Genomic DNA, 20,599 nt, shown 5'->3' with positions numbered 1-20,599 from the left:
GCGCCATTAGATTTTAGCAAACCCATCAAATCGCGTGCTGCGGTAGCTTTCGCTGCGGGAGAACCATTACAAATCGTCGAAATCGACGTTGAACCACCGCGTAAAGGTGAAGTACTCGTCAAAATTACCCATACGGGCGTTTGCCACACAGACGCATTCACCTTAAGTGGCGATGATCCTGAAGGGGTTTTTCCAGCGGTTTTAGGTCATGAAGGCGCAGGTATTGTGATGGCAGTCGGTGAAGGGGTAACCAGTGTACAACCTGGTGATCATGTTATTCCGCTATATACGGCTGAATGTGGTGAATGTTTATTTTGTAAAAGTGACAAAACCAACTTATGCGTCGCGGTGCGTGCCACCCAAGGTAAAGGCGTGATGCCTGATGGTACTACCCGCTTTAGCTATCAAGGTCAACCAATTTATCATTACATGGGCTGTTCGACATTTAGTGAATATACTGTCGTTGCTGACGTATCGCTTGCTAAAATCAATCCTGAAGCCAATCCTGAGCAAGTCTGTCTATTAGGTTGTGGCGTGACCACAGGACTAGGTGCGGTAAAAAATACCGCTAAAGTACAAGAGGGCGATAGCGTCGCGGTGTTTGGGCTTGGTGGTATTGGGCTTGCTGTAATTCAAGGGGCCAAACTTGCCAAAGCAGGCCGTATTATCGCGGTTGATACCAACCCTGAAAAATTTGAGTTAGCCCGTGAGTTTGGCGCGACTGATTTTGTGAATCCAAAAGATTATGACCAACCCATTCAACAAGTGATTGTTGAGATGACAGGTTGGGGTGTGGATCACAGTTTTGAATGTATCGGTAACGTCAATGTCATGCGCTCGGCACTTGAATGCGCGCATCGCGGTTGGGGTCAAAGCGTGATTATTGGTGTCGCGGCTGCAGGTCAAGAGATTGCCACTCGTCCGTTCCAACTGGTGACAGGTCGCCGCTGGTTAGGCTCTGCATTTGGTGGGGTAAAAGGTCGCTCACAACTGCCAGGTATGGTGGAGCAAGCCATGCACGGTGATATCCAACTGGCACGTTTTGTCACCCATACCATGGGTCTTGAAGATGTCAATACCGCATTCGATTTGATGCATAAAGGTGAGTCCATTCGTTCAGTGTTGCATTACTAAAACATTACCGAACTTAGCATTAAACAGAATGGGAAATTCACCATGAAAAAAATTGAATCGCATAAATTGCACGGTGGAGACCTACAAGTGTGGCAGCATACCAGTGCTACTACACACACGGAGATGAAATTTGCCATCTATTTGCCACCCAAAGCCATCGTCAATGAAGCAACCGAAACCACTGGAACAACAGCTCAAAAATGTGCGGTGCTGTATTGGCTATCAGGGCTGACTTGTACCGAGCAAAACTTTATTCAAAAATCTGGGTTTGCTGAGTATGCCAGTCGTCACAACGTGATTGTGGTGGCACCCGACACCAGTCCTAGGGGTGTCGATATGAGCGGTAACGATGTGCCTGATGACAGCGCTTATGATTTGGGGCAAGGGGCAGGCTTTTATGTTAATGCCACTCAAGCGCCTTGGGCAACGCATTTTCAGATGTATGATTATATCGTCGATGAGTTGCCTAATCTCATCGAACAGCACTTTCCTGCCAGTGACCAGCGCAGTATTTTTGGTCACAGTATGGGTGGACATGGCGCGCTGATGATTGCCCTACGTAATCCCCAGCGCTATGCCAGCGTGTCGGCTTTTTCACCCATCGTCGCACCGTCACAAGTGCCTTGGGGACAAAAAGCCTTTAGCGCTTATTTAGGCGATGACCAAAGCACCTGGGCAAACTACGATAGCTTAGTGTGGATGAAACAGTCTGCGCATAGCAAAAAATTACCGCTATTGATTGACCAAGGTAGCGGGGATGAGTTTTTGGCTGAGCAGCTCAAACCTGATCTCTTTGAGCAAGCTGCCAAAGATGCCAATTATCCAATGACACTGCGTATGCAGGACGGTTATGACCATAGCTACTATTTTATCAGTAGTTTTATCGCTGACCATTTTGCGCACCACGCCGCTGCGCTTCAAGCTTAATCACACAATTTTAATCACACAATCACTTGTCACACCAGCTTGCTGAAAAGTGATTGACCATTTTGCCATCGCATTACCCCCTCCATCATTTAAAATAACCACAAATTTGCGATGATCATTTTGTCCGCGATCCTATCTGATAAGGAAGATTGTCATGGTTGACAAGCGCACTGATATCACGGTAACCCCTACCCATAAAGAGCCCTATTTGCAAGGCGTTGTGTTTCGCTACAGCGTGTTTGCCATTGCATTTGCTATCCTTGCCCTGGGGATTGTGCTACTTAAATGGTGGCTGATAGTGATTGGTCTGGTGGGCTTTGTGGTGGGCATTTATGATTTGATGCAAGTACACCATGCTGTATTGCGTAACTACCCAATTTCGGGACATATTCGTTATCTATTGGAGGAGTTTCGACCTGAACTGCGCCAGTATTTGATTGAAGATGACCAAGCCGCCGTGCCGTTTTCGCGCCAGCAGCGTGCGCTTGCTTATCAACGTGCCAAAAACGTCAGTGATACCAATGCCTTTGGTACCTTAGAAAATCTATACCAGTCTGGCAAAGAATGGTTTTTACAATCCACCCTTAGCTATCCCCTCAAAGAAACCAATTTTCGTATTATGGTGGGCGGTGAACGATGTCTACAGCCCTACTCGATGTCAGTGTTTAATATCTCTGCCATGAGTTTTGGCAGCCTGTCAGCCGCGGCAATCGAAGCGCTCAATCAAGGTGCAAAACTCGGTGGATTTGCTCATGATACAGGTGAAGGTGCGATTAGTCCGTACCATAAAAAACACGGCGGTGATTTGATTTGGGAGCTGGGTACCGGGTATTTTGGATGCCGTAATCATGATGGCACGTTTAGTCCCGAAAAATTCGCTGAACGCTCGCGCATTGAGCAAGTCAAAATGATTGAAATCAAGCTGTCGCAAGGGGCAAAACCTGGTAAAGGCGGGGTATTGCCCAAGGAAAAAATCACCCCCGAAATTGCCGAAACCCGTGATGTGCCGATGGATGCAGACTGCATTTCCCCAGCGAGCCACTCAGCCTTTACCACCCCGCGTGAGATGGTGCAGTTTTGGCAACAGCTGCGTGAATTGTCAGGGGGCAAGCCGGTTGGTTTTAAGCTGTGTGTCGGGCAGCCTTGGCAGTTTATGGCGATTGTCAAAGCCATGATTGAAGCAGATAATTACCCTGATTTTATCGTGGTTGATGGTGCAGAAGGCGGTACAGGGGCTGCGCCTGTTGAGTTTATGGATAATGTTGGCATGCCCCTACTCGATGGCTTTTTGCTTGTGCACAATACACTGGTGGGTGCGGGGGTGCGTAACAAAATCAAAATCGGTGTCAGTGGTAAAATCATCTCTGCCTTTGATATCGCTCGCATGCTAGCGCTGGGTGCAGATTGGTGTAACTCCGCGCGTGGCTTTATGTTTGCGGTAGGCTGTATCCAATCGCGCGCGTGCCATACCAACAAATGCCCAACTGGAGTTGCCACCCAAGACCCCTATCGTCAACGGGCATTACATATTCCTGATAAGGCACAGCGAGTCTATAATTTTCATAAAAATACGCTTAAATCATTGGCAGCGATTGTCGGTGCGGTGGGTTTACACCACCCAAAAGATTTACAAGCGTATCATATCGCCAGACGACTGGAAAATGGGCAGATTAAGCTATTATCCAAGTTTTATTATTTTACCGAACCTGGCGTGTTACTGGATTTATCGGCGCGCTCAGATGTTTTTAACCAAATGTGGGTCATGGCAAATCCTGATAGCTTTTTGGCAAATAACGAGGCGTTAATTGCTTACAATCACGATGTGCGTCACGCCCATGAGCACAACGAAAAGCGCTTTAATGAAGGCAATTACCCTGAGCGTATCGACAGCTTTGATGAAACCGCAAATAGCTATTATACCTACGATGATGACCCTTCTTAATACTTTGTCCACAAAAAAACCGCTAATCGTTAGCGGTTTTTTTGTATCAGCTTAACTTATAGCTTAGTTTATTCCACCGTGACGCTCTTGGCCAAATTACGGGGTTTATCAACATCTGTCCCTTTGGCAAGCGCAACATGGTAAGACAACAATTGTACAGGAATGGTGTGTACTATGGGCGATAACACACCAATATGACGTGGGGTACGAATCACGTGTACGCCTTCACTATCGGAAAAATCACTGTCAAGATCGGTAAAGACAAACAACTGACCGCCACGCGCCGAGACTTCTTGCATATTGGCTTTGACTTTATCAAGTAGGCTGTCATTTGGCGCTATCACCACCACAGGCATGTTTTCATCAACCAATGCTAATGGACCGTGTTTTAACTCGCCAGCAGGATAGGCTTCTGCATGGATATAGGTGATTTCTTTGAGCTTCAATGCGCCTTCTAATGCAATCGGGTAATGAATACCACGTCCCAAAAACAGCGCGCTTGGCTTATCAGCAAATTTGCTTGACCAGCTGCTAATCTGTGGCTCAAGATTGAGCGCATATTGAATATCATTGGGCAAGCTGCGCAGCGCATTGGTGTATTCGACCAGTTTAGTGTCATCCACATAGCCACGCACACGACCGAGTGTCACCGCCAAACCAAATAAAGCCACTAACTGGGTAGTAAAGGCTTTGGTTGAGGCGACCCCAATCTCCGCACCGGCTCGGGTGTAGACTACTAGCTCACTGGCGCGAGGCAAGGCGGATTCCATCACGTTACAGATGGATAGACTATGTTTATGACCCAAAGCTTGTGCGTATTTTAGCGCCTCCATGGTATCTAGCGTTTCCCCTGATTGCGAAATGGTGATAATCAATTGTTTTGGATTGGCAATCACCTCACGATAACGGTATTCGCTAGCGATTTCGACATCGGTGGCAATTTTGGCAATACTTTCCAACCAATATTTGGCGGTCGATGCCGCATAATACGACGTGCCACAGGCAAGAATCTTAATACTGTCGATATCATTGAAAACGGCTTCAGCATTTTCACCAAAGTTTTCGGCGATAAACCCGGCATCCAAAAAGATTTCGGCAGTATCTGACACTGCTTTTGGCTGCTCGTAGATTTCTTTTTGCATAAAGTGACTATAAGCCCCTAGTTCAAGAGACGCTAAGGACACTTGCGAAGTAGTGGCTTTGCGGGTCGCTGGATTGCCTTGTTTGTCAATCATTTGTGCCACGCCATCTGCGGTTAACTGGGCAATATCACCATCTTCAAGATACATGATTTGACGGGTAAAGGCGACAACGGCTGAGACATCCGATGCGATAAAGGTTTCATGCTCACCTAAGCCAATGAGTAATGGACAGCCCATGCGCGCCACCACCATGTTTTGTGGCATATCGTTGGCAATCACCGCAATCGCATACGCACCATGAAATTGTTGGGTCGCCGCTTGCACCGCTTTGAATAAATCACCGCCGTTTTGTACATAGTGCTGGTGCACTGCATGGGCGATGACCTCGGTGTCGGTTTGTGACTCAAAATGATAGCCATTTTGCTGAAGGCGAGCGCGCTCGGCTTCAAAGTTTTCGATGATGCCGTTATGTACCACCGAAATCAAATCACCCGAGATATGCGGATGCGCGTTAGGCTCAGTGACGCCGCCGTGAGTTGCCCAGCGAGTGTGACCGATGCCGGTGTGACCATACACGCCACGCTCTTTGGCAGCGGCTTCCATCAAGGCAACACGCCCCACTCGGCGCACGCGTTTGAGTCCTTCATCGGTTTGCACTGCAATACCCGATGAGTCATAACCCCGATATTCTAGGCGTTTTAAGCCATCGGTTAAAAAATCTACCACATTGTCTTGCGCACGAATGGCGCCAACGATACCGCACATAACTGTTCCTTAGTATCCAGTTTTTGGTGTGAGCAATCAAATTTGACTGCTGTGAAAAACAATCCCCCCGTTTACACAGTCGTTAGATTGTTTTATTGTTGCTTAACCAAACGGCTTTATCGTATAAAGCAAGTTTATCGTATTAAGCAAGAATTTGTTAAATTTAGGCAAAAATTCAAATATCAAGATTTTTTTTCAGGACGTTGCCAACCCTCAATCGTGACTTGTTTGCCACGGGCGATAGAGAGTTTTTCGGCAGGGCAGGCTTTACTGATGGCACTACCAGCGCCAATGGTGGCACGGTCACCAATGGTTACAGGGGCAATCAGCACCGCATTTGAGCCAATTCTAACCTCATCACCGATTTCGGTTTTAAACTTATTGACGCCATCATAATTGGCAGTGATAGTGCCTGCGCCGATATTGGTCTTTTGTCCAATGGTGGCATCGCCCAAATACGCCAAATGATTGGCTTTAGCGCCGCTTGCCATTTGGGTGTTTTTAAGCTCGACAAAGTTACCGATATGCACATCTTTATCAGTGACCGCATTGGGGCGCAGACGGGCAAATGGTCCGATTTGGTTGTCTGCGCCTACTACCGCATTGTCAAATAGACTGTAAGGTTGCACCACGGTGCCACTGGCGATTTTGCTGTTTTTGATGATACAACCTGCACCGATTTTGACGTTATCACCTATCTCACAGTCACCTTCAATGATGACATTAATATCAATTTGCACATCTTTGCCAACTTTGAGCGAACCGCGTAAATCAAAACGGCTTGGGTCAATCAAATGTACGCCTTGTTGCATCAGCGCTTGGGCTTGATGCGTTTGCCAAGTACGCTCTAGATTTGCCAACTGCAGACGGTCATTCACGCCTTCGATTTCAAACTGATGGGTTGGCGACACGGTGGCAATTTCGATGCCATCATCCACCGCCATTTTGACGATATCGGTAAGATAGTATTCACCTTGGGCATTGTTATTGGTCAAGTTATTGAGATATTGATGCAAAATATCATTGGCGACACAGTACACACCGCTATTGATTTCAGTGATTTTTCTTTGCTCATCGTTGGCATCTTTTTCTTCAACAATGGCGATTACTTGGTCGTTGTCACGCACAATACGACCCAAGCCAAATGGGTTGGCTAAGTTTAGGGTTAGCATGGCAAAACGGCTGTCTGTATTTGCCAATTTCTCTAAGGTATCGACGCCAATGAGTGGCACATCCCCTGATAAAATCAAGCTTTTCCCATCCGTAGGCAACACTGGCAAAGTCATCTGCACCGCGTGACCCGTGCCCAATTGCTCAGCTTGCTCGACCCAATCAATTTGTTCATCGGCAAAGGCATCTTTGACTTGCTGACCTTCAAAACCATAGATAATAATATTTTTTTGGCTACCCAATTGTTTGGCAGTGGCGAGTACGTGATGTAGCAAAGGCTTGCCTGCCAGCGGTTGTAGCACTTTTGGCTTGCTCGATTTCATGCGAGTGCCTTTGCCTGCTGCCATGATGATGGTGGTTAAGTTGGTCATGGGAATCCCTTATTTTTTTTAAACTAATTTTAATGATACAACAGATTAAACATAAGTAACGAGCACACTCACAAAGACTATTAGCACAACCCCTGCCATCAGCCCCGCCAAAATGTCATCAATCAAAATACCAAAACCGCCGCTTACATTTTTATCCACCCATTTAATCGGAAAGGGTTTTAAAATATCAAAAAAACGAAACGCGACAAATGCAGCAAAGTATAGTAGCAGTAAACTTAACTGATGACCTTGCAATAAACCATCATCGTAGAAATGCAGCCACAAAATTGGCAAGAGTGACACCCACATGCCGACCCATTCATCCCATACGATATGCGGGTCATCGTGTACACCCATCAAATCAGAGGTTTTACCGCAGATATAACTACCGACTAGAGCGCCCACCACCGTCACCGCCAAAAACCCCCAAAAGCCAAGCCATAACATCGGAATGGCAACCACCAGTCCGCCCACCGTGCCCCACGTCCCAGCAGCGCGCTTTGGCAATCCTGAGCCTAAGCCGATACCGAGCCAATAAATCAGCTTTTCCCAAACGCTTGCGGTTGGTGGACAAGGCGGGCAAACATTGGCTTTACGGACGTCGGGTTTGTGCAGTTGAGTCATAGGAAGTTCTTTGGCTAAAAATGCTGATAGCCAGTGATTGAAAATTCAATTGGTTGGTTATTATAAGTCAGCGTCAAGCCGTTTTCTGTGACAATTTTGCCAATGGCAAAAATTTTATCCGAAAATTGTTGATTAAATTTGACAAAATTTTGCTCACTGATGGTAAAACACAGCTGATAATCATCACCGCCATTGAGCTGATGTTGCCACTTATCAGCATTTGGTAAGGCTTGTAATCGTGGATGCGTTGGAATATTGGCCAAATCAACCACCGCACCCACCTGTGATGCGGTTAGAATATGACCCAAATCCTGCCCTAGCCCGTCTGAAATATCAATCATGCTATGGGCAAACCCACGTAATTTTTGCCCGAGCTCAACTTGCGGAACAGGTAAATCGAGTGCCGGCTGTAAAGCGATTGGTTGTAAAGCAATATTGTGCGGCTCAGATTCTTCAGCGTTTAAAATCTGCTGTAAGGCAAAACTTGCTGAGCCAATCTCACCGCTGACACAGATGATATCACCGGCTTTTGCGCCCCCTCTGGTAATAGCTTGCCCAGTTGGCACAAAACCCAGTGCAGTGACAGAGATGGTTAAGGTGTTTGATTGGGTGGTATCGCCACCGATGAGCTCGACATCAAATCGGTTGCAAATGTCCGCGATGCCTTGGGTGAATGGTTTGAGCCAGTCATCCTGTGCAAGCTTAGCAGGCAAGCTAATACCCAGCAATATCGCATAGGGCGTCGCCCCCATCGCTGCTAAATCGGATAAATTGACCGCGACCGATTTATAGCCGATGGCATAAGCGGATGTTGATAAGGGAAAATGTCGACCTGCAACCAGCGTGTCAATACAGCTCACCAGTTCGCAATCGCTTGGCATGCTGCTTATCGCGCAATCATCCCCGATACCCACTTGGGTCAAAGGATTTTGGCGTGTGCAGTGTTGAAAATATTGATAAATCAAAGAAAATTCGGACATCTTAGCCATCCGTATCGAGCATAAAAGGGCGTAGCAAGTACGCCCTTTACGGTATTATTTTTCTTCTTCAGTGGTCGCTTGCGATGGCGGCTGCGGCGCATCCTCTGTTTTGGCTTTTTTGGCATCTGCCTCTACTTCAGGCATACGCGCGTCTTTGGCGATTTTATCCATCACCACATGAATCATTTTATAGCCATCTGATGAGCCAAAATGGGTATTGAGCTGAATCGCTTCATCAATCACTACTTTGTAAGGCACTTCCAAGTGCTGCTTCATCTCATACGCACCGACAAGCAGTACCGCTTGCTCAACTTTATCTAGACGTGTCCAAGGGCGATCAAGTAGGCTGTCGATATAGGCGATTAAGTCATCGCTTTGCTCAATGATTTTGCTAAGTAGCTCGTGATAATAGCCCAAATGCACCGTGTGCATGGCATTCTCACTGCGGGTATGCGCTTCAATTTCGTGCGATGGGTTGCCTGTCAACAGCCATTCATATAACCCTTGCACCACAAAACGGCGTGCTTTACGAATCGCGGTCAGGCTGGTTTTATAATTGACGGCGTTGTCTTGACTCGCCTGCTCTGGTGTAGTGTGGGTTGAATTGTCAGTCATATCGCTACCTTATTCACCAGCCATTTGTGCGTCAATTTGACCCAACACGTTAATCATCTCAAGCGCGACCATGGCTGCTTCTGAGCCTTTGTTACCTGCTTTGGTGCCGGAGCGTTCAATGGCTTGTTCGATGCTGTCTGTGGTCAAAATCGCATTAATAACAGGCACGTCATAATCCAACCCAATCGCGCCCAAACCTTTGGCAGATTCACCAGCGACAAAATCAAAGTGCGGCGTGCTACCACGAATCACCGCGCCTAAACCGATGATAGCGTCAAATTTATCGGTTTGGGCCATACGGGCAACCGCCAGTGGAATTTCCCAAGCACCCGGTACACGCACGACAGTAATATTGCTACCTGCGATACCATGACGCAGTAAGGTATCAATCGCGCCGCTGACCAAACTTTCTACCACAAAGCTGTTAAAACGTCCTACCACCATACCGATTTTGGCGTGGGCATTGGTGTGTAATTCACCGCTGATATGCTGTACTTGGGCGAGTTCGTTTTGAAGATTTGCCATGATGATTACCTTTAAATTGTAAAAATTAGAATCTGATTTTGCTAGGTATGATACCATTTTTGTTAGGTTTATTCATGTTATTTAGCATGACCCTAGGTTACTTCCATTAAAATAAAAAATCCGCCATAGCGACGGACTTTTATACAAAACAATTAAGGTTATTGGGTCAAAAAGCTTGGCAATGCTTTATGGCGTTTTTCCAATTCTTTCGCTTTTTTCTTACTGACACCACCCAATACCTCAATGGCATGACGCAGGCGCTGCAATGTCATATCCGCCCCAATCAAATACATTGAATTCATCACAGGCGTGCTTGACTTGCTACCTGCGATGGCAATAAAAAATGGTGACATAAAATCACGTAATTTAATGCCCATCTCGCCTGCCAAGCCAGACAATACCGTTTGGATATGCTCCTCCGTCCATACAGGCAGGGTTTCTAACTGCCATTGCGCAAGTTGTAGAATCTCCACGGTTTGCTCCGTGGATAGCACTTTATGCTCAAAATCCACCTCACTAATGGTTGGCAAGTTTTGGAAATAAAAGCCCGACCAATTCACCGCATCTGACAACAAGTTAATGCGTGGCTGAATGGCTTTGGCAATGGCGGTGAGTTTGTCGCTGTCATTTGCCCAATCAAGAATTTTGGTTTTTAAGGCTTCGGGTGACAGTGAACGCAACCATTCGCCATTGAGCCAAGTGAGTTTTTCCACGTCAAAAATCGGACCACCAAGCGACACCCGTTTGATGTCAAAACTGGCAATCATGTCATCCAAGGTGAATTTTTCGGCTTCATTTGGCATGGAGTAGCCCATCCGTCCCAAATAGTTGAGCAAGGCTTCTGGCAATACACCTGCATCACGGTAATAGGTGATAGACGTTGGGTTTTTGCGTTTGGATAGTTTGGATTTGTCGGGGTTTCTGAGCAGTGGCATATGACAGAGTACTGGCATATCCCAACCAAAATATTTATACAATAATTGATGTTTTGGGGCAGAGTTAATCCACTCTTCGCCACGGATGACGTGGGTAATCTGCATCAAATGGTCATCGACCACGTTTGCCAAGTGGTAGGTCGGTAGACCGTCGGTTTTAAGTAGCACTTGCATATCCACTTGTGACCAAGGAATCTCGACCTCGCCACGTAGCATATCGTCAAATTTGCAGACACCCTCGTCTGGCACACGCATACGAATGACGAATGGCTTGCCTTCGGCGGCGAGCTTGTCCGATTGTTCACGGGAAAGATTTGCATAGCGACCGTCATATTTTGGCGTCTCACCCCTCGCCATTTGTTCGGCTCGCATTTGATCTAACTCTTCGGCTGTGGCAAAACAGCGGAATGCATGACCTTTGTCCAACAGTTCTTCGGCGTATTGTTTGTAGATGTCTTTACGCTCGCTTTGGCGGTACGGTGCATGTGGACCGCCGACGTCTGGACCTTCTGCCCAGTCAAGACCGACCCAGCGCAGGGCGTCCAAAATCATTTGTTCAGATTGCGTGGTGGAGCGCGTTTGGTCGGTGTCTTCAATGCGCAGGATAAAATCGCCGCCATGCGCTTTGGCAAAGGCAAGGTTAAATAGCGCAATATAGGCGGTGCCAACGTGGGGAAAGCCTGTGGGGCTTGGGGCAATACGGGTGCGGACTTTTGACATGGATTTCTCAATTTTACAAAAATTTCAAATTAGCGGCTATTATAGCCGACTATCGAATTTTTATAAATTGAATCCTAGCGATGATGTGCGGCTGATAAAATCTAAATTTGGAAGACAACGCTAAATGCTAGATTGACTTTGGCATTTAGCGTTATTTTTGAACACTAATTCAATTATTTATCCTTACGATGGCGAATGATTTCGACAATCATTGGTACTACCGAAAACACAATAATGGCAATCATAATCCACGAAAAATGTTCTTTGACAAAAGGTAATTGACCAAAAAAATAGCCTAGCGTGGTAAAAGATACCACCCATAATACCGCGCCAACGATGTTATAGCGAGCAAACTGGGCATAATTCATGTTACCCATCCCACCTACAAACGGTGCAAAAGTGCGTACAATGGGAATAAAACGGGCAATAATAATGGTGCGTCCGCCGTATCTTTCATAATAATCGTGGGTTTTTTGCAAATAGCTTTGCTTAAAAATCTTGGAATTGGGATTGGAAAATAACTTTTGCCCAAAGTGTTTGCCAATCTCAAAATTGACAAAATCGCCCAATACTGCCGCCACAATCAATAAACCAATCAGCACAAAGATATTCATATCACCCACTGCAGCAATGGTGCCTGCCGCAAACAACATCGAATCCCCGGGCAAAAATGGCAACACCACCAGACCCGTCTCGCAAAACACAATAGCAAACAAAATCGCATAAATCCAATTGCCATAGTTGTTGACCAGCTCTTGTAAATGATCACCGATATGCAAAATAAAATTCACCAACCACATGGGCTATCCTTATAATTTTAGACAAAACAACAAAATATAACTAATCTACAGTCGTTATATGAAGGCAATATTAACCAGGCATCATTATAGCAAGAATAGGTAAAAATTTTGTGTTTTTAGGCAAAAATCATCTTGACAGCAAAATCAGTTTTCAATAAAATACGCGCACTCTTAGGCAAAGCAGTCTAAATAATTCCCAAAAATGGGGCTATAGCTCAGTTGGTAGAGCACTTGCATGGCATGCAAGGGGTCAGCGGTTCGACTCCGCTTAGCTCCACCACTATTAAGTCTGCTTAGAGCACCTCGTGCGATTGCGTCCCCATCGTCTAGAGGCCTAGGACATCGCCCTTTCACGGCGGTAACCGGGGTTCGAATCCCCGTGGGGACGCCACTTATTTTAAAAAAAGCCATTGTCTGACGGACGATGGCTTTTTTGTTTTTGCTATCTGTTTGTCTTAGGCGTTTTTGCTATCTAGTGTTGCCTTGCCACATCCTAGGTTAAATAGGTTACATAGCTTACAATGTTTTGCTTTTCTCCATGTCGCATGCGCCCACCCCACAAAATCAATTTTCCTTGCGCTCAGTTGACGCTTTGTCATCAAAATTAGCATATAATTGAGCGCAATTGCGTATGTGATAAATGATTTTTTGGCTATCTGCTTTGAGCTACTTGATTCTAGCTACTTGATTTGAGCCACTAAATTTTACCATTCGAGTTTTGACTCGCTGATTTTAAGCTATTGGGAAACTGGGCGAAGACTATGGCAAATTTTAACACCCACATAAGCGTGGCTTTTGTCGCAAGTGGCGTCACTGGCTTGGTGATTTATAAGGCAGGGATGCTGACCGCGCCTGAATATTTGATGTGTGTGGTGGCTGGTACCATTGGTGGCTTGCTGCCCGATATTGATTTGGATCACTCGGTACCCGCGACCGTAGGATTTAATGTCATATCGCTGTTGAGCGCATTTTTTATTGTTATCTTGTGTGTCGGGCAGTTTTCGTTGGTTGCATTGGCTGTATTGTGGTTAGTATCTTATTTGTTGATGCGCTACGGTGTGTTTAATTTATATAGCAAATTGACGGTGCATCGTGGCATCGTGCACTCGATTCCCTATCTAGGGATTATGGCGATGACCCTCGTGTACGCCAGCTTTTATGGCTTTAAGCAAGGCGCTGTTATCAGTTGGTTTTTAGGGCTGTTTTTGATGTTTGGCGCCATTGTTCATCTGCTGTTAGATGAGATGTTTAGCGTCAACCTGTTAGGGCTGAGCGTCAAAAAATCTTTTGGTACCGCGTTTAAAGTGTTTAAATTCGATCAAATAGGCTGGTATTTGGGCTTATATGCCATCTTGGCTGCCCTGATTGTGTTTGCCCCGCCGTTTAAAGTATTTTGGCAGACGCTACAAGACCCGATTAGTTGGCTTATTTTAAAGAAAAATATCTTGCCTACCGCCATCAACCTACCGAACATTCATTAACATGACACATACATCACCTTGCCCGTGCGGCTCTACACTGTCTTATGCTGATTGCTGTGCGCCCCTGCATGTGGGGCAAAAAACCGCCGATACCGCAGCACAGCTAATGCGCGCTCGGTACGCAGCATTTGTGCTTCAACATATCGAATATATCGTTGCCACCACCGCGCCTTTTCAGCAGCCGTTACTCGATACCCAAGCCATTAGCGACTGGGCGCAGCAGACCGATTGGGCAGGGTTAGCAGTCATCAAACACACGCCGAAAATTGGCAAACGCCACGCTCAAGTGGAATTTAACGCATTCTTTCACTCAATCACTGGCAAGGATGCGCATCATGAACTTTCTACCTTCGTCAACATCCCCAGCGGTCGCATAAACCGTTGGTATTTTTTAGATCCGACAGTGGTCATGCCTGTCACCCAAAAGCAACCTTGCCCCTGCGGCAGTGGTGAGAAATACAAACGCTGCTGCGGACAGTTTTTGGCTTAATCGCTGCACCATTGATAACAAAAACTTTAACAACCGCTCTACAATTTTTTTGTTTTTTAAAAGGGCTTTTTTGCTAGACTAATTTTATTTGCGATTTTGCGATAAGACAACGATATTAAAGGAGAGTCCCATGCCAGCGCTACGCCAAGATATTGATCCAGACGGTTTATTAGAATACTCTGTGGTCTACACCGACCGCTCGCTCAATCACATGTCCAAAAAATTCCAAACCGTGATGAATGATTTGTCCACAAGCTTAAAAAACGTGTATAACGCCGATGCGGTGGCAATCGTGCCGGGTACAGGGAGTTACGGTATGGAAGCGGTTGCGCGCCAGCTTGCCACCGACCAAACAGTGCTCATCATCCGCAACGGTTTTTTTAGTTTTCGCTGGACGCAAATCCTTGAAAAAGGTCGTATCACGGATGACGTGACTGTCCTGACCGCACACATCGGTGACAACAGCGATTCAATTGGGCAACAACAGCAGTTTGAGCCAGTGGCAATCGAAACGGCTGTTGCTGAGATTCAATCTAAAAAACCTGCGGTGGTATTTGCCCCGCATGTCGAAACCGCGGCAGGCTTGATGCTGCCCGATGACTATATCAAACAACTTGCCGATGCGGTGCATAGTGTCGGTGGTTTACTGGTCATCGACTGTATCGCATCCGGCTGTGCATGGCTTGATATGAAAGCGTTGGGCATTGATGTGCTCATCTCTGCGCCACAAAAAGGCTGGTCAAGCACGCCATGTGCGGGGCTAGTAATGATGAATGAAACAGCCGTTGCCAAAGTAGAAGCCACCGAATCGACCAGTTTTGGGCTCGATCTCAAACAATGGCTCACTATCATGCGCGCTTATGAAAATGGCGGTCATGCGTATCATGCGACGATGCCAACCGATGGGCTGACCAAATTCCGCGATACCGTCAAAGAAGCCGAAGCGATTGGACTTGATAAACTCAAAAGCGCCCAATTTGAATTGGGTCAAAAAGTGCTCTCTGTCCTCAATCAACACAATATCATCAGCGTCGCAGCTGAAGGCTACCAAGCGCCGGGTGTGATTGTGGTTTATACTGAGCGTGATGATATGCACAAAGGTGCAGCATTTGCCGCCCAAGGCTTACAAATTGCAGGCGGCGTCCCACTGAAAGTTGGCGAACCTGACAGCTTTAAAACATTCCGTTTAGGTCTGTTTGGTCTGGATAAGTTGACGGATATTGACGGTACCGTCAGCCGTTTTAAGCAAGCGCTTGAGAAAGTATTAGCTTAATTATCAGCGTACGTGTGAGTGCATTTATTAGCATAACCACGGTTTATTTTAAAAGCTCTGTGAAACAGGGCTTTTTTTATCTCTTAACACTCACTCATACAGCCTTTTTGCCATGCGAAAGGTATTGCAATGGGCTTCCACCACATCGTCGATGTTTTCTGAGTAACCGCCACCCATCACCACCGCCACTGGGATCCGATGGGCTTTGGCTTGGCTAAATACAAACGCATCGCGCTTGGCGCAGCCGTCACGGGTGAGCGCAAGTTTACCGAGCTTATCGGTGGCGAGCACATCCACAGCAGACTGGTAAAACAGCATATCGGGTTTCACTTTTGCAATAAGTCTGGGCAGCGTCTCCATTAATATGGCTAAATACGCGTCATCCCCTGTCTCGTTTGGCAAATCAATATCCAAATCAGATGCTTGCTTGCGAAACGGATAGTTTTTTGCGCCATGCATGCTAAAGGTAAATACCCGAGGTTCATTTGCCATCAAATGCGCTGTACCGTTCCCTTGATGGACGTCCAAATCCACGGTCAGAATTTGGGTCGCCTGTCCACGTGCCAACAATAAATTACTCGCCACCGCCACATCATTAAACACGCAAAACCCTTCCCCATGATCGGCAAACGCATGGTGGGTACCGCCTGCGATATTGAGCGCGACACCGAATTGTTTGGCGAATAACGCACATTCATAAGTGCCGTGGGCAATCACGCGTTCCCGCTCAACGAGCCTTGGCGTCATCTCAAAGCCGATGGCGCGCGCGTCTTTGGCAGGCAATGTTTGCTGTTTTAGATGCTGCCAGTACCTTTGTGTATGTGTGGTGAGAATTTCGTCTTCGCTCAATCGCTGCGGGGCAAAAAAATTGGCTTGGGTCAATGTACCCTCCGCCAATAACCGCGCCGCAATCATTGGATATTTTTGCATAGGGAAACGATGGCGTTCGGGGACGTCATATTTAAAAATATCAGAATAAGCGACTTTTATCATATTATAAGCTCGCCCCTACTTTGCGGGCGATGGCAATGCCTTCTTCAATGGTTAAGCAGATCGGATTATCAGGGGTATCTTTAAATAAAATATCGCCATCCCGAAACATCAAACATTCATCCACATACAGCTGTTGCCAGTGTTCGTTATAAGTCAAAGGAATGGTAGTAATCAAGGTCACTTTATCGGTCTGCGAAGTCACTTCACTAAAATCAATCGCCAGCTCACTGTCAGCGAGTTTCGCCTCACCAAATGGCGCTTTACGGGTGATAAAAAACAGCAAGCTCCCTGCATAGGCCAACTGCCAATCACCATTGCTAATGAGACAATTAAACAAGCCCAGCGCCGATAACTCACGACAAATCGTGGTCAAAAACTGGAATAACACCTCGTCACTGGGCGGCTCACTAAATTGTGATTTGAGGCGATTGAGCAGATAACAAAATGCCATCTCCGAATCGGTTGTACCTACAGGCTGATAGTGGGTGGGCACAGGGCTGAGCTGGTCAATAAAATCCATCTGCAATTGCCCATTATGCGCAAATGCCCATTCCTCGCCCCATACCTCACGGACAAATGGGTGGGTATTAGCCAAGCAATTTGTGCCTTGCGTGGCTTTTCGAATATGGCTAATTACATTCATCGCCTTAATCGGATAACTGTTGACTAAATCCGCCACCGGTGAGCAGAAACTTGGCTTGTCATCGTGAAATTGACGTACCCCAGCTTTACGATTACCCTGTGATGGGTCGGGATTTTTTTCAAAAAACACAATACCAAACCCATCGGTATGGATATCGGTCTGCCCGCCTCGCTGACGAAACCCCGCAAAGCTAAAATGAATATCGGTGGGTGTGTTACAATTCATTCCTAATAATTGGCACATTAAAATTCACTTTTTGTAATATTTGGTTTAGTTCCTTGAACTATTTCATAGCAAATGCTATCATAACGATGTAGTCTGACCTAAAGCTAGACTTTACAGTAGGACTCATCGGTTCAGCGAAAGCTGAACCTTTCTTTTTTAGCGAATAACAATTCCTAGTAAATCTTTCTTACTTGCCTGTTTAAATAATACTGGTTGCAAGCGGTCAAGGTAATTTTTACCACCTTTTCTTTTAATATACTGATTTGGTTGAAACTTTTGACTGAGAAAATATGCATTAACATCTGCTAACTGAATAAAATAAGAATGTGCAGAATCTTTATGAATTGCGTCTTCAATAATTAGTTTAGTTGGTAAGATACGATAACCAGCACCTAGATTAAAGCTGTTAGGAACGGGATTATAACGCCGCATTTTTCGGGTGAGATTTCTTAGCTTGACTTCATCAGTTTTATCAACAAATAACATGGCAGTATCTTGAATATTCGTTGAACCAATAAAATTTCGATACTGCAATGTATTTTCAATACGTTGAATTAAAGTTTGCCATGCCAAATTAAAAATGTCACTGCCTATTTGTTTATTCTTTTTATTTACCACTACATTGATGATTTGATAGTTTGATAAATTTGCTTGAAAATCAATTACATCTCTCAATAATCTTAAACGCATGGATTTGGCGATTCGTTGGAACTCAGCAGGTTTGTGAATAAAATGTGAGCAATGAATCTCTTCACGTAATTTGAACCCGTATTTTTCTCTCAGAAACCGCCTAAAGTCAATGATTGAATTCAAGGTTTGGTCCCACTTACTTTCATGAATAATGATTGCACTCAAGCAAAAATAATTAGAAGGGCTATTTTGTAATCCTATATCACCACTTTCATCAACATAAACAATATACATTTGTTATTTTCTCGCCCAATGGTATGCCGCCAAGCGTTTCATCAAATCAGGATTTTTCACCATAATATTATCGCCCGTACGACCTTGCTGACGGTTATAATAAATCACATTCAAACGCAGCAGCCAAAACGTCACGCCCGCCATGGCAAGCATAATCGGCAATGCCTCTTTCTCATCATCGCTCAAAGCGCGTTTGCTCTCGTACCCTTGTAAAAACGCTTGCATTTTGGCGTCATCAAAATTCACCGCTTCGCCATCATTGGCGTTACCCCAAGTGGTGCAAAAATCATTAATGGTAATCGCCACATCCATCACAAAATGTTCAACACTGACTTCGGTAAAATCAAGCAAACCTGTGAGTGTTGGCTGGGTTTCATCACTAAAATCCCACAGCGTGTTATCGGCAAACATATCTAGATGACATAAACCTGTTGGCAAATTTTTGCTCGCTACAGTTTCGTAGGCTTGCCAAATATCATTCATCAGTTTGGCTTCATCGCTTGGCATAAACTTGGTTTCACGGTCACGCACCAGATGCCAAGGATATAACTCAACGCCATAGTTTTGAGCAGGGGTCAAGGTTTGCAAGGTTTGATGAAGAACGGCTAAAGCCTCGCCCATTTGACGACACATATCAGGTGTGGTTGCTTTCGGGTGACCGCCCGAGAGTTTTGGTGACACTACAATGGCTTTGTTGTCAAAATACAGCAAAAACTCGCCGTTTTTGGCGGCTAGCGGTGCGGCTACGGGTAGCTGGTCTTTTAAGCGGTTTAGGATAATCGCCATTTTTTGAATTTCATGCGGTTTGCGTTCTTCAAACAAGGTAAATACATAAGACGGCTCGCCGGCTTCGTCCGTGGTTGTTTCAATAAACCAATTACTGTTTTTGATACCCTGTGTGATAGGTATGGCTTTGGCAAAATCCACGCCAAATTGTTGGCAAAAATCACTGAATTGTTGGTCAGTCAACTGGGTATATACAGACATAAGGCATCCTTGAAGCGCAGCACACCGATAAAACTGCGGTAATGGCAAAGTAAATTTGATAAACTTACGGCTATTATAGAAGGAAATCGAATATGTTAGCAAAACGAATTATCCCTTGCCTTGATGTTGACAATGGTCGGGTGGTCAAAGGTGTGCAATTTGTCGACATCAAAGACGCGGGCGACCCTGTTGAAGTGGCGCAGCGCTACAACGAACAGGGCGCGGATGAAATCACTTTTTTGGACATCACCGCTACCCATCATGGACGCGACACCACTTATCACACAGTAGAACGCATGGCAGAAACCGTATTTGTACCGCTGACCGTGGGCGGTGGGGTGCGTAAAGTCGATGACATTCGTCACTTGCTAAACGCGGGCGCGGATAAAGTATCAATTAATTCGGCGGCAATTTTTAACCCTGAATTTGTCGGTGAAGCGGCAGCACGTTTTGGCAGTCAGTGTATCGTAGTAGCGATTGATGCCAAAAAAGTGGGTGACAATCAATGGGAAATCTTTACCCATGGGGGACGCAAAGCGACTGGCATTGATGCGGTGGCATGGGCGGTAAAAATGGCAGGTTTTGGGGCGGGTGAACTGCTTGTGACCTCGATGGACTCAGATGGTACCAAAAACGGCTATGATATCGCCTTGATGAAGCGCATTACCGATAGCGTAAATGTGCCAGTGATTGCCTCGGGTGGCGTCGGTAATTTGCAACACTTGGCAGATGGGGTGCTGCAAGGTGGTGTTGATGCGGTACTAGCGGCGAGTATTTTCCATTTTGGCGAATATACCGTGGGGGAAGCCAAGCAGTTTATGGCACAGCAAGGCATTGAAATGCGTTTGTAACGGTGCGCCTTGTGAGAACGATAGCCGTTGGTAATAACTAAAAGCGCACAACAAAAAATAGCCCAAACTAGCCAAAACTGCT

The 20,599-nt window shown here is 45.9% G+C and carries 19 protein-coding genes and 2 tRNA genes; 9 read left to right on the top strand and 12 right to left on the bottom strand.

Going from position 1 to position 20,599, the window contains the following annotated elements:
• The first annotated feature begins 24 nt into the window (after window positions 1-24).
• The 3 genes from RT084_RS03105 to RT084_RS03095 all read left to right on the top strand — a co-directional run bounded on the left by RT084_RS03105 (window position 25) and on the right by RT084_RS03095 (window position 4,003).
• Entirely contained in the window at window positions 25-1,134 is a 1,110-nt protein-coding gene (locus RT084_RS03105; RefSeq protein ID WP_040403143.1) for an S-(hydroxymethyl)glutathione dehydrogenase/class III alcohol dehydrogenase, read from the top strand.
• A 42-nt stretch (window positions 1,135-1,176) separates the two neighbouring features.
• Window positions 1,177-2,061 (top strand): S-formylglutathione hydrolase, encoded by an 885-nt coding sequence (fghA, locus tag RT084_RS03100; RefSeq protein WP_007115128.1) that lies wholly within the window; start codon window positions 1,177-1,179, stop codon window positions 2,059-2,061.
• A gap of 154 nt (window positions 2,062-2,215) precedes the next feature.
• Window positions 2,216-4,003, top strand: coding sequence for an FMN-binding glutamate synthase family protein (locus tag RT084_RS03095; protein WP_313097623.1), 1,788 nt, complete (start codon window positions 2,216-2,218; stop codon window positions 4,001-4,003).
• Between the two features lie 68 nt (window positions 4,004-4,071).
• Here RT084_RS03095 and glmS read toward each other — a convergent pair whose 3' ends face one another.
• The 8 genes from glmS to RT084_RS03055 form a co-directional block, all read right to left on the bottom strand.
• Window positions 4,072-5,910, bottom strand: coding sequence for a glutamine--fructose-6-phosphate transaminase (isomerizing) (gene glmS / locus RT084_RS03090; RefSeq protein WP_313097621.1), 1,839 nt, complete (start codon window positions 5,908-5,910; stop codon window positions 4,072-4,074).
• Window positions 5,911-6,092: 182 nt separating this feature from the next.
• Window positions 6,093-7,451, bottom strand: coding sequence for a bifunctional UDP-N-acetylglucosamine diphosphorylase/glucosamine-1-phosphate N-acetyltransferase GlmU (gene glmU / locus RT084_RS03085; protein WP_312384685.1), 1,359 nt, complete (start codon window positions 7,449-7,451; stop codon window positions 6,093-6,095).
• A 45-nt stretch (window positions 7,452-7,496) separates the two neighbouring features.
• Window positions 7,497-8,075 (bottom strand): phosphatidylglycerophosphatase A family protein, encoded by a 579-nt coding sequence (locus RT084_RS03080; RefSeq protein WP_312384683.1) that lies wholly within the window; start codon window positions 8,073-8,075, stop codon window positions 7,497-7,499.
• Window positions 8,076-8,089: 14 nt separating this feature from the next.
• Window positions 8,090-9,055, bottom strand: a complete 966-nt coding sequence (gene thiL, locus RT084_RS03075) for a thiamine-phosphate kinase (protein ID WP_312384681.1) — start codon at window positions 9,053-9,055, stop codon at window positions 8,090-8,092.
• Between the two features lie 54 nt (window positions 9,056-9,109).
• Window positions 9,110-9,670, bottom strand: a complete 561-nt coding sequence (nusB, locus tag RT084_RS03070; RefSeq protein ID WP_100274173.1) for a transcription antitermination factor NusB — start codon at window positions 9,668-9,670, stop codon at window positions 9,110-9,112.
• Between the two features lie 9 nt (window positions 9,671-9,679).
• The gene (ribH, locus tag RT084_RS03065; protein ID WP_007115135.1) at window positions 9,680-10,195 is read right to left on the bottom strand and encodes a 6,7-dimethyl-8-ribityllumazine synthase; all 516 of its coding nucleotides are present in this window, start codon (window positions 10,193-10,195) and stop codon (window positions 9,680-9,682) included.
• A gap of 158 nt (window positions 10,196-10,353) precedes the next feature.
• Window positions 10,354-11,850: a glutamate--tRNA ligase gene (gltX, locus tag RT084_RS03060; protein ID WP_313097613.1), complete on the bottom strand. Its 1,497-nt coding sequence runs from the start codon at window positions 11,848-11,850 to the stop codon at window positions 10,354-10,356.
• Between the two features lie 173 nt (window positions 11,851-12,023).
• Window positions 12,024-12,650, bottom strand: coding sequence for a DedA family protein (locus tag RT084_RS03055; protein ID WP_060994646.1), 627 nt, complete (start codon window positions 12,648-12,650; stop codon window positions 12,024-12,026).
• A 204-nt stretch (window positions 12,651-12,854) separates the two neighbouring features.
• On the opposite strand from RT084_RS03055, the gene RT084_RS03050 reads away from it, so the two are divergent.
• The 5 genes from RT084_RS03050 to RT084_RS03030 all read left to right on the top strand — a co-directional run bounded on the left by RT084_RS03050 (window position 12,855) and on the right by RT084_RS03030 (window position 15,894).
• Window positions 12,855-12,930, top strand: a tRNA-Ala gene (locus RT084_RS03050).
• Between the two features lie 35 nt (window positions 12,931-12,965).
• A tRNA-Glu gene (locus RT084_RS03045) sits at window positions 12,966-13,041 on the top strand.
• Between the two features lie 370 nt (window positions 13,042-13,411).
• The gene (locus RT084_RS03040; protein ID WP_060996019.1) at window positions 13,412-14,131 is read left to right on the top strand and encodes a metal-dependent hydrolase; all 720 of its coding nucleotides are present in this window, start codon (window positions 13,412-13,414) and stop codon (window positions 14,129-14,131) included.
• Between the two features lies 1 nt (window position 14,132).
• Entirely contained in the window at window positions 14,133-14,621 is a 489-nt protein-coding gene (locus RT084_RS03035) for a YchJ family protein (protein ID WP_076774781.1), read from the top strand.
• Window positions 14,622-14,751: 130 nt separating this feature from the next.
• Window positions 14,752-15,894, top strand: coding sequence for an aminotransferase class V-fold PLP-dependent enzyme (locus RT084_RS03030; protein WP_312384674.1), 1,143 nt, complete (start codon window positions 14,752-14,754; stop codon window positions 15,892-15,894).
• A gap of 90 nt (window positions 15,895-15,984) precedes the next feature.
• On the opposite strand, the gene RT084_RS03025 is transcribed toward RT084_RS03030, so the two are convergent.
• The 4 genes from RT084_RS03025 to RT084_RS03010 all read right to left on the bottom strand — a co-directional run bounded on the left by RT084_RS03025 (window position 15,985) and on the right by RT084_RS03010 (window position 19,666).
• Complete coding sequence (locus tag RT084_RS03025; RefSeq protein WP_312384673.1) at window positions 15,985-16,887, bottom strand: histone deacetylase family protein; 903 nt, start codon at window positions 16,885-16,887, stop codon at window positions 15,985-15,987.
• Between the two features lies 1 nt (window position 16,888).
• Window positions 16,889-17,773 (bottom strand): class II glutamine amidotransferase, encoded by an 885-nt coding sequence (locus RT084_RS03020; protein WP_312384671.1) that lies wholly within the window; start codon window positions 17,771-17,773, stop codon window positions 16,889-16,891.
• Between the two features lie 138 nt (window positions 17,774-17,911).
• Window positions 17,912-18,679 carry a DUF3800 domain-containing protein gene (locus tag RT084_RS03015; RefSeq protein WP_065253845.1) on the bottom strand — a complete coding sequence of 256 codons (768 nt, stop codon included), beginning with the start codon at window positions 18,677-18,679 and terminating at the stop codon, window positions 17,912-17,914.
• Window positions 18,680-18,682: 3 nt separating this feature from the next.
• A complete protein-coding gene (locus RT084_RS03010; RefSeq protein ID WP_312115265.1) occupies window positions 18,683-19,666 on the bottom strand; it encodes a homoserine kinase in 984 nt (327 codons plus the stop codon).
• Between the two features lie 92 nt (window positions 19,667-19,758).
• On the opposite strand from RT084_RS03010, the gene hisF reads away from it, so the two are divergent.
• Window positions 19,759-20,517 (top strand): imidazole glycerol phosphate synthase subunit HisF, encoded by a 759-nt coding sequence (hisF, locus tag RT084_RS03005; protein ID WP_036600629.1) that lies wholly within the window; start codon window positions 19,759-19,761, stop codon window positions 20,515-20,517.
• Window positions 20,518-20,599 lie beyond the last annotated feature (82 nt).

Origin of the sequence: Moraxella sp. CTOTU48717, from assembly GCF_032057165.1 — a bacterium.
Taxonomy (GTDB): domain Bacteria; phylum Pseudomonadota; class Gammaproteobacteria; order Pseudomonadales; family Moraxellaceae; genus Faucicola; species Faucicola tetraodonis.
The sequence above is the reverse complement of the archived record's forward strand: the minus strand, read 5'-3'. Positions and strand labels throughout refer to the sequence as shown.

Excerpts from the sequence above, each read along its gene's own strand:
- RT084_RS03030 (WP_312384674.1), top strand. The coding sequence starts at position 14,752 with ATGCCAGCGCTACGCCAAGATATTGATCCAGACGGTTTATTAGAATAC.
- gltX (WP_313097613.1), bottom strand. The coding sequence starts at position 11,850 with ATGTCAAAAGTCCGCACCCGTATTGCCCCAAGCCCCACAGGCTTTCCC.
- RT084_RS03055 (WP_060994646.1), bottom strand. The coding sequence starts at position 12,650 with ATGTGGTTGGTGAATTTTATTTTGCATATCGGTGATCATTTACAAGAG.
- RT084_RS03035 (WP_076774781.1), top strand. The coding sequence starts at position 14,133 with ATGACACATACATCACCTTGCCCGTGCGGCTCTACACTGTCTTATGCT.
- RT084_RS03080 (WP_312384683.1), bottom strand. The coding sequence starts at position 8,075 with ATGACTCAACTGCACAAACCCGACGTCCGTAAAGCCAATGTTTGCCCG.
- hisF (WP_036600629.1), top strand. The coding sequence starts at position 19,759 with ATGTTAGCAAAACGAATTATCCCTTGCCTTGATGTTGACAATGGTCGG.
- glmU (WP_312384685.1), bottom strand. The coding sequence starts at position 7,451 with ATGACCAACTTAACCACCATCATCATGGCAGCAGGCAAAGGCACTCGC.
- nusB (WP_100274173.1), bottom strand. The coding sequence starts at position 9,670 with ATGACTGACAATTCAACCCACACTACACCAGAGCAGGCGAGTCAAGAC.
- RT084_RS03015 (WP_065253845.1), bottom strand. The coding sequence starts at position 18,679 with ATGTATATTGTTTATGTTGATGAAAGTGGTGATATAGGATTACAAAAT.
- RT084_RS03040 (WP_060996019.1), top strand. The coding sequence starts at position 13,412 with ATGGCAAATTTTAACACCCACATAAGCGTGGCTTTTGTCGCAAGTGGC.
- glmS (WP_313097621.1), bottom strand. The coding sequence starts at position 5,910 with ATGTGCGGTATCGTTGGCGCCATTCGTGCGCAAGACAATGTGGTAGAT.
- thiL (WP_312384681.1), bottom strand. The coding sequence starts at position 9,055 with ATGTCCGAATTTTCTTTGATTTATCAATATTTTCAACACTGCACACGC.
- ribH (WP_007115135.1), bottom strand. The coding sequence starts at position 10,195 with ATGGCAAATCTTCAAAACGAACTCGCCCAAGTACAGCATATCAGCGGT.
- RT084_RS03025 (WP_312384673.1), bottom strand. The coding sequence starts at position 16,887 with ATGATAAAAGTCGCTTATTCTGATATTTTTAAATATGACGTCCCCGAA.
- fghA (WP_007115128.1), top strand. The coding sequence starts at position 1,177 with ATGAAAAAAATTGAATCGCATAAATTGCACGGTGGAGACCTACAAGTG.
- RT084_RS03010 (WP_312115265.1), bottom strand. The coding sequence starts at position 19,666 with ATGTCTGTATATACCCAGTTGACTGACCAACAATTCAGTGATTTTTGC.
- RT084_RS03095 (WP_313097623.1), top strand. The coding sequence starts at position 2,216 with ATGGTTGACAAGCGCACTGATATCACGGTAACCCCTACCCATAAAGAG.
- RT084_RS03020 (WP_312384671.1), bottom strand. The coding sequence starts at position 17,773 with ATGTGCCAATTATTAGGAATGAATTGTAACACACCCACCGATATTCAT.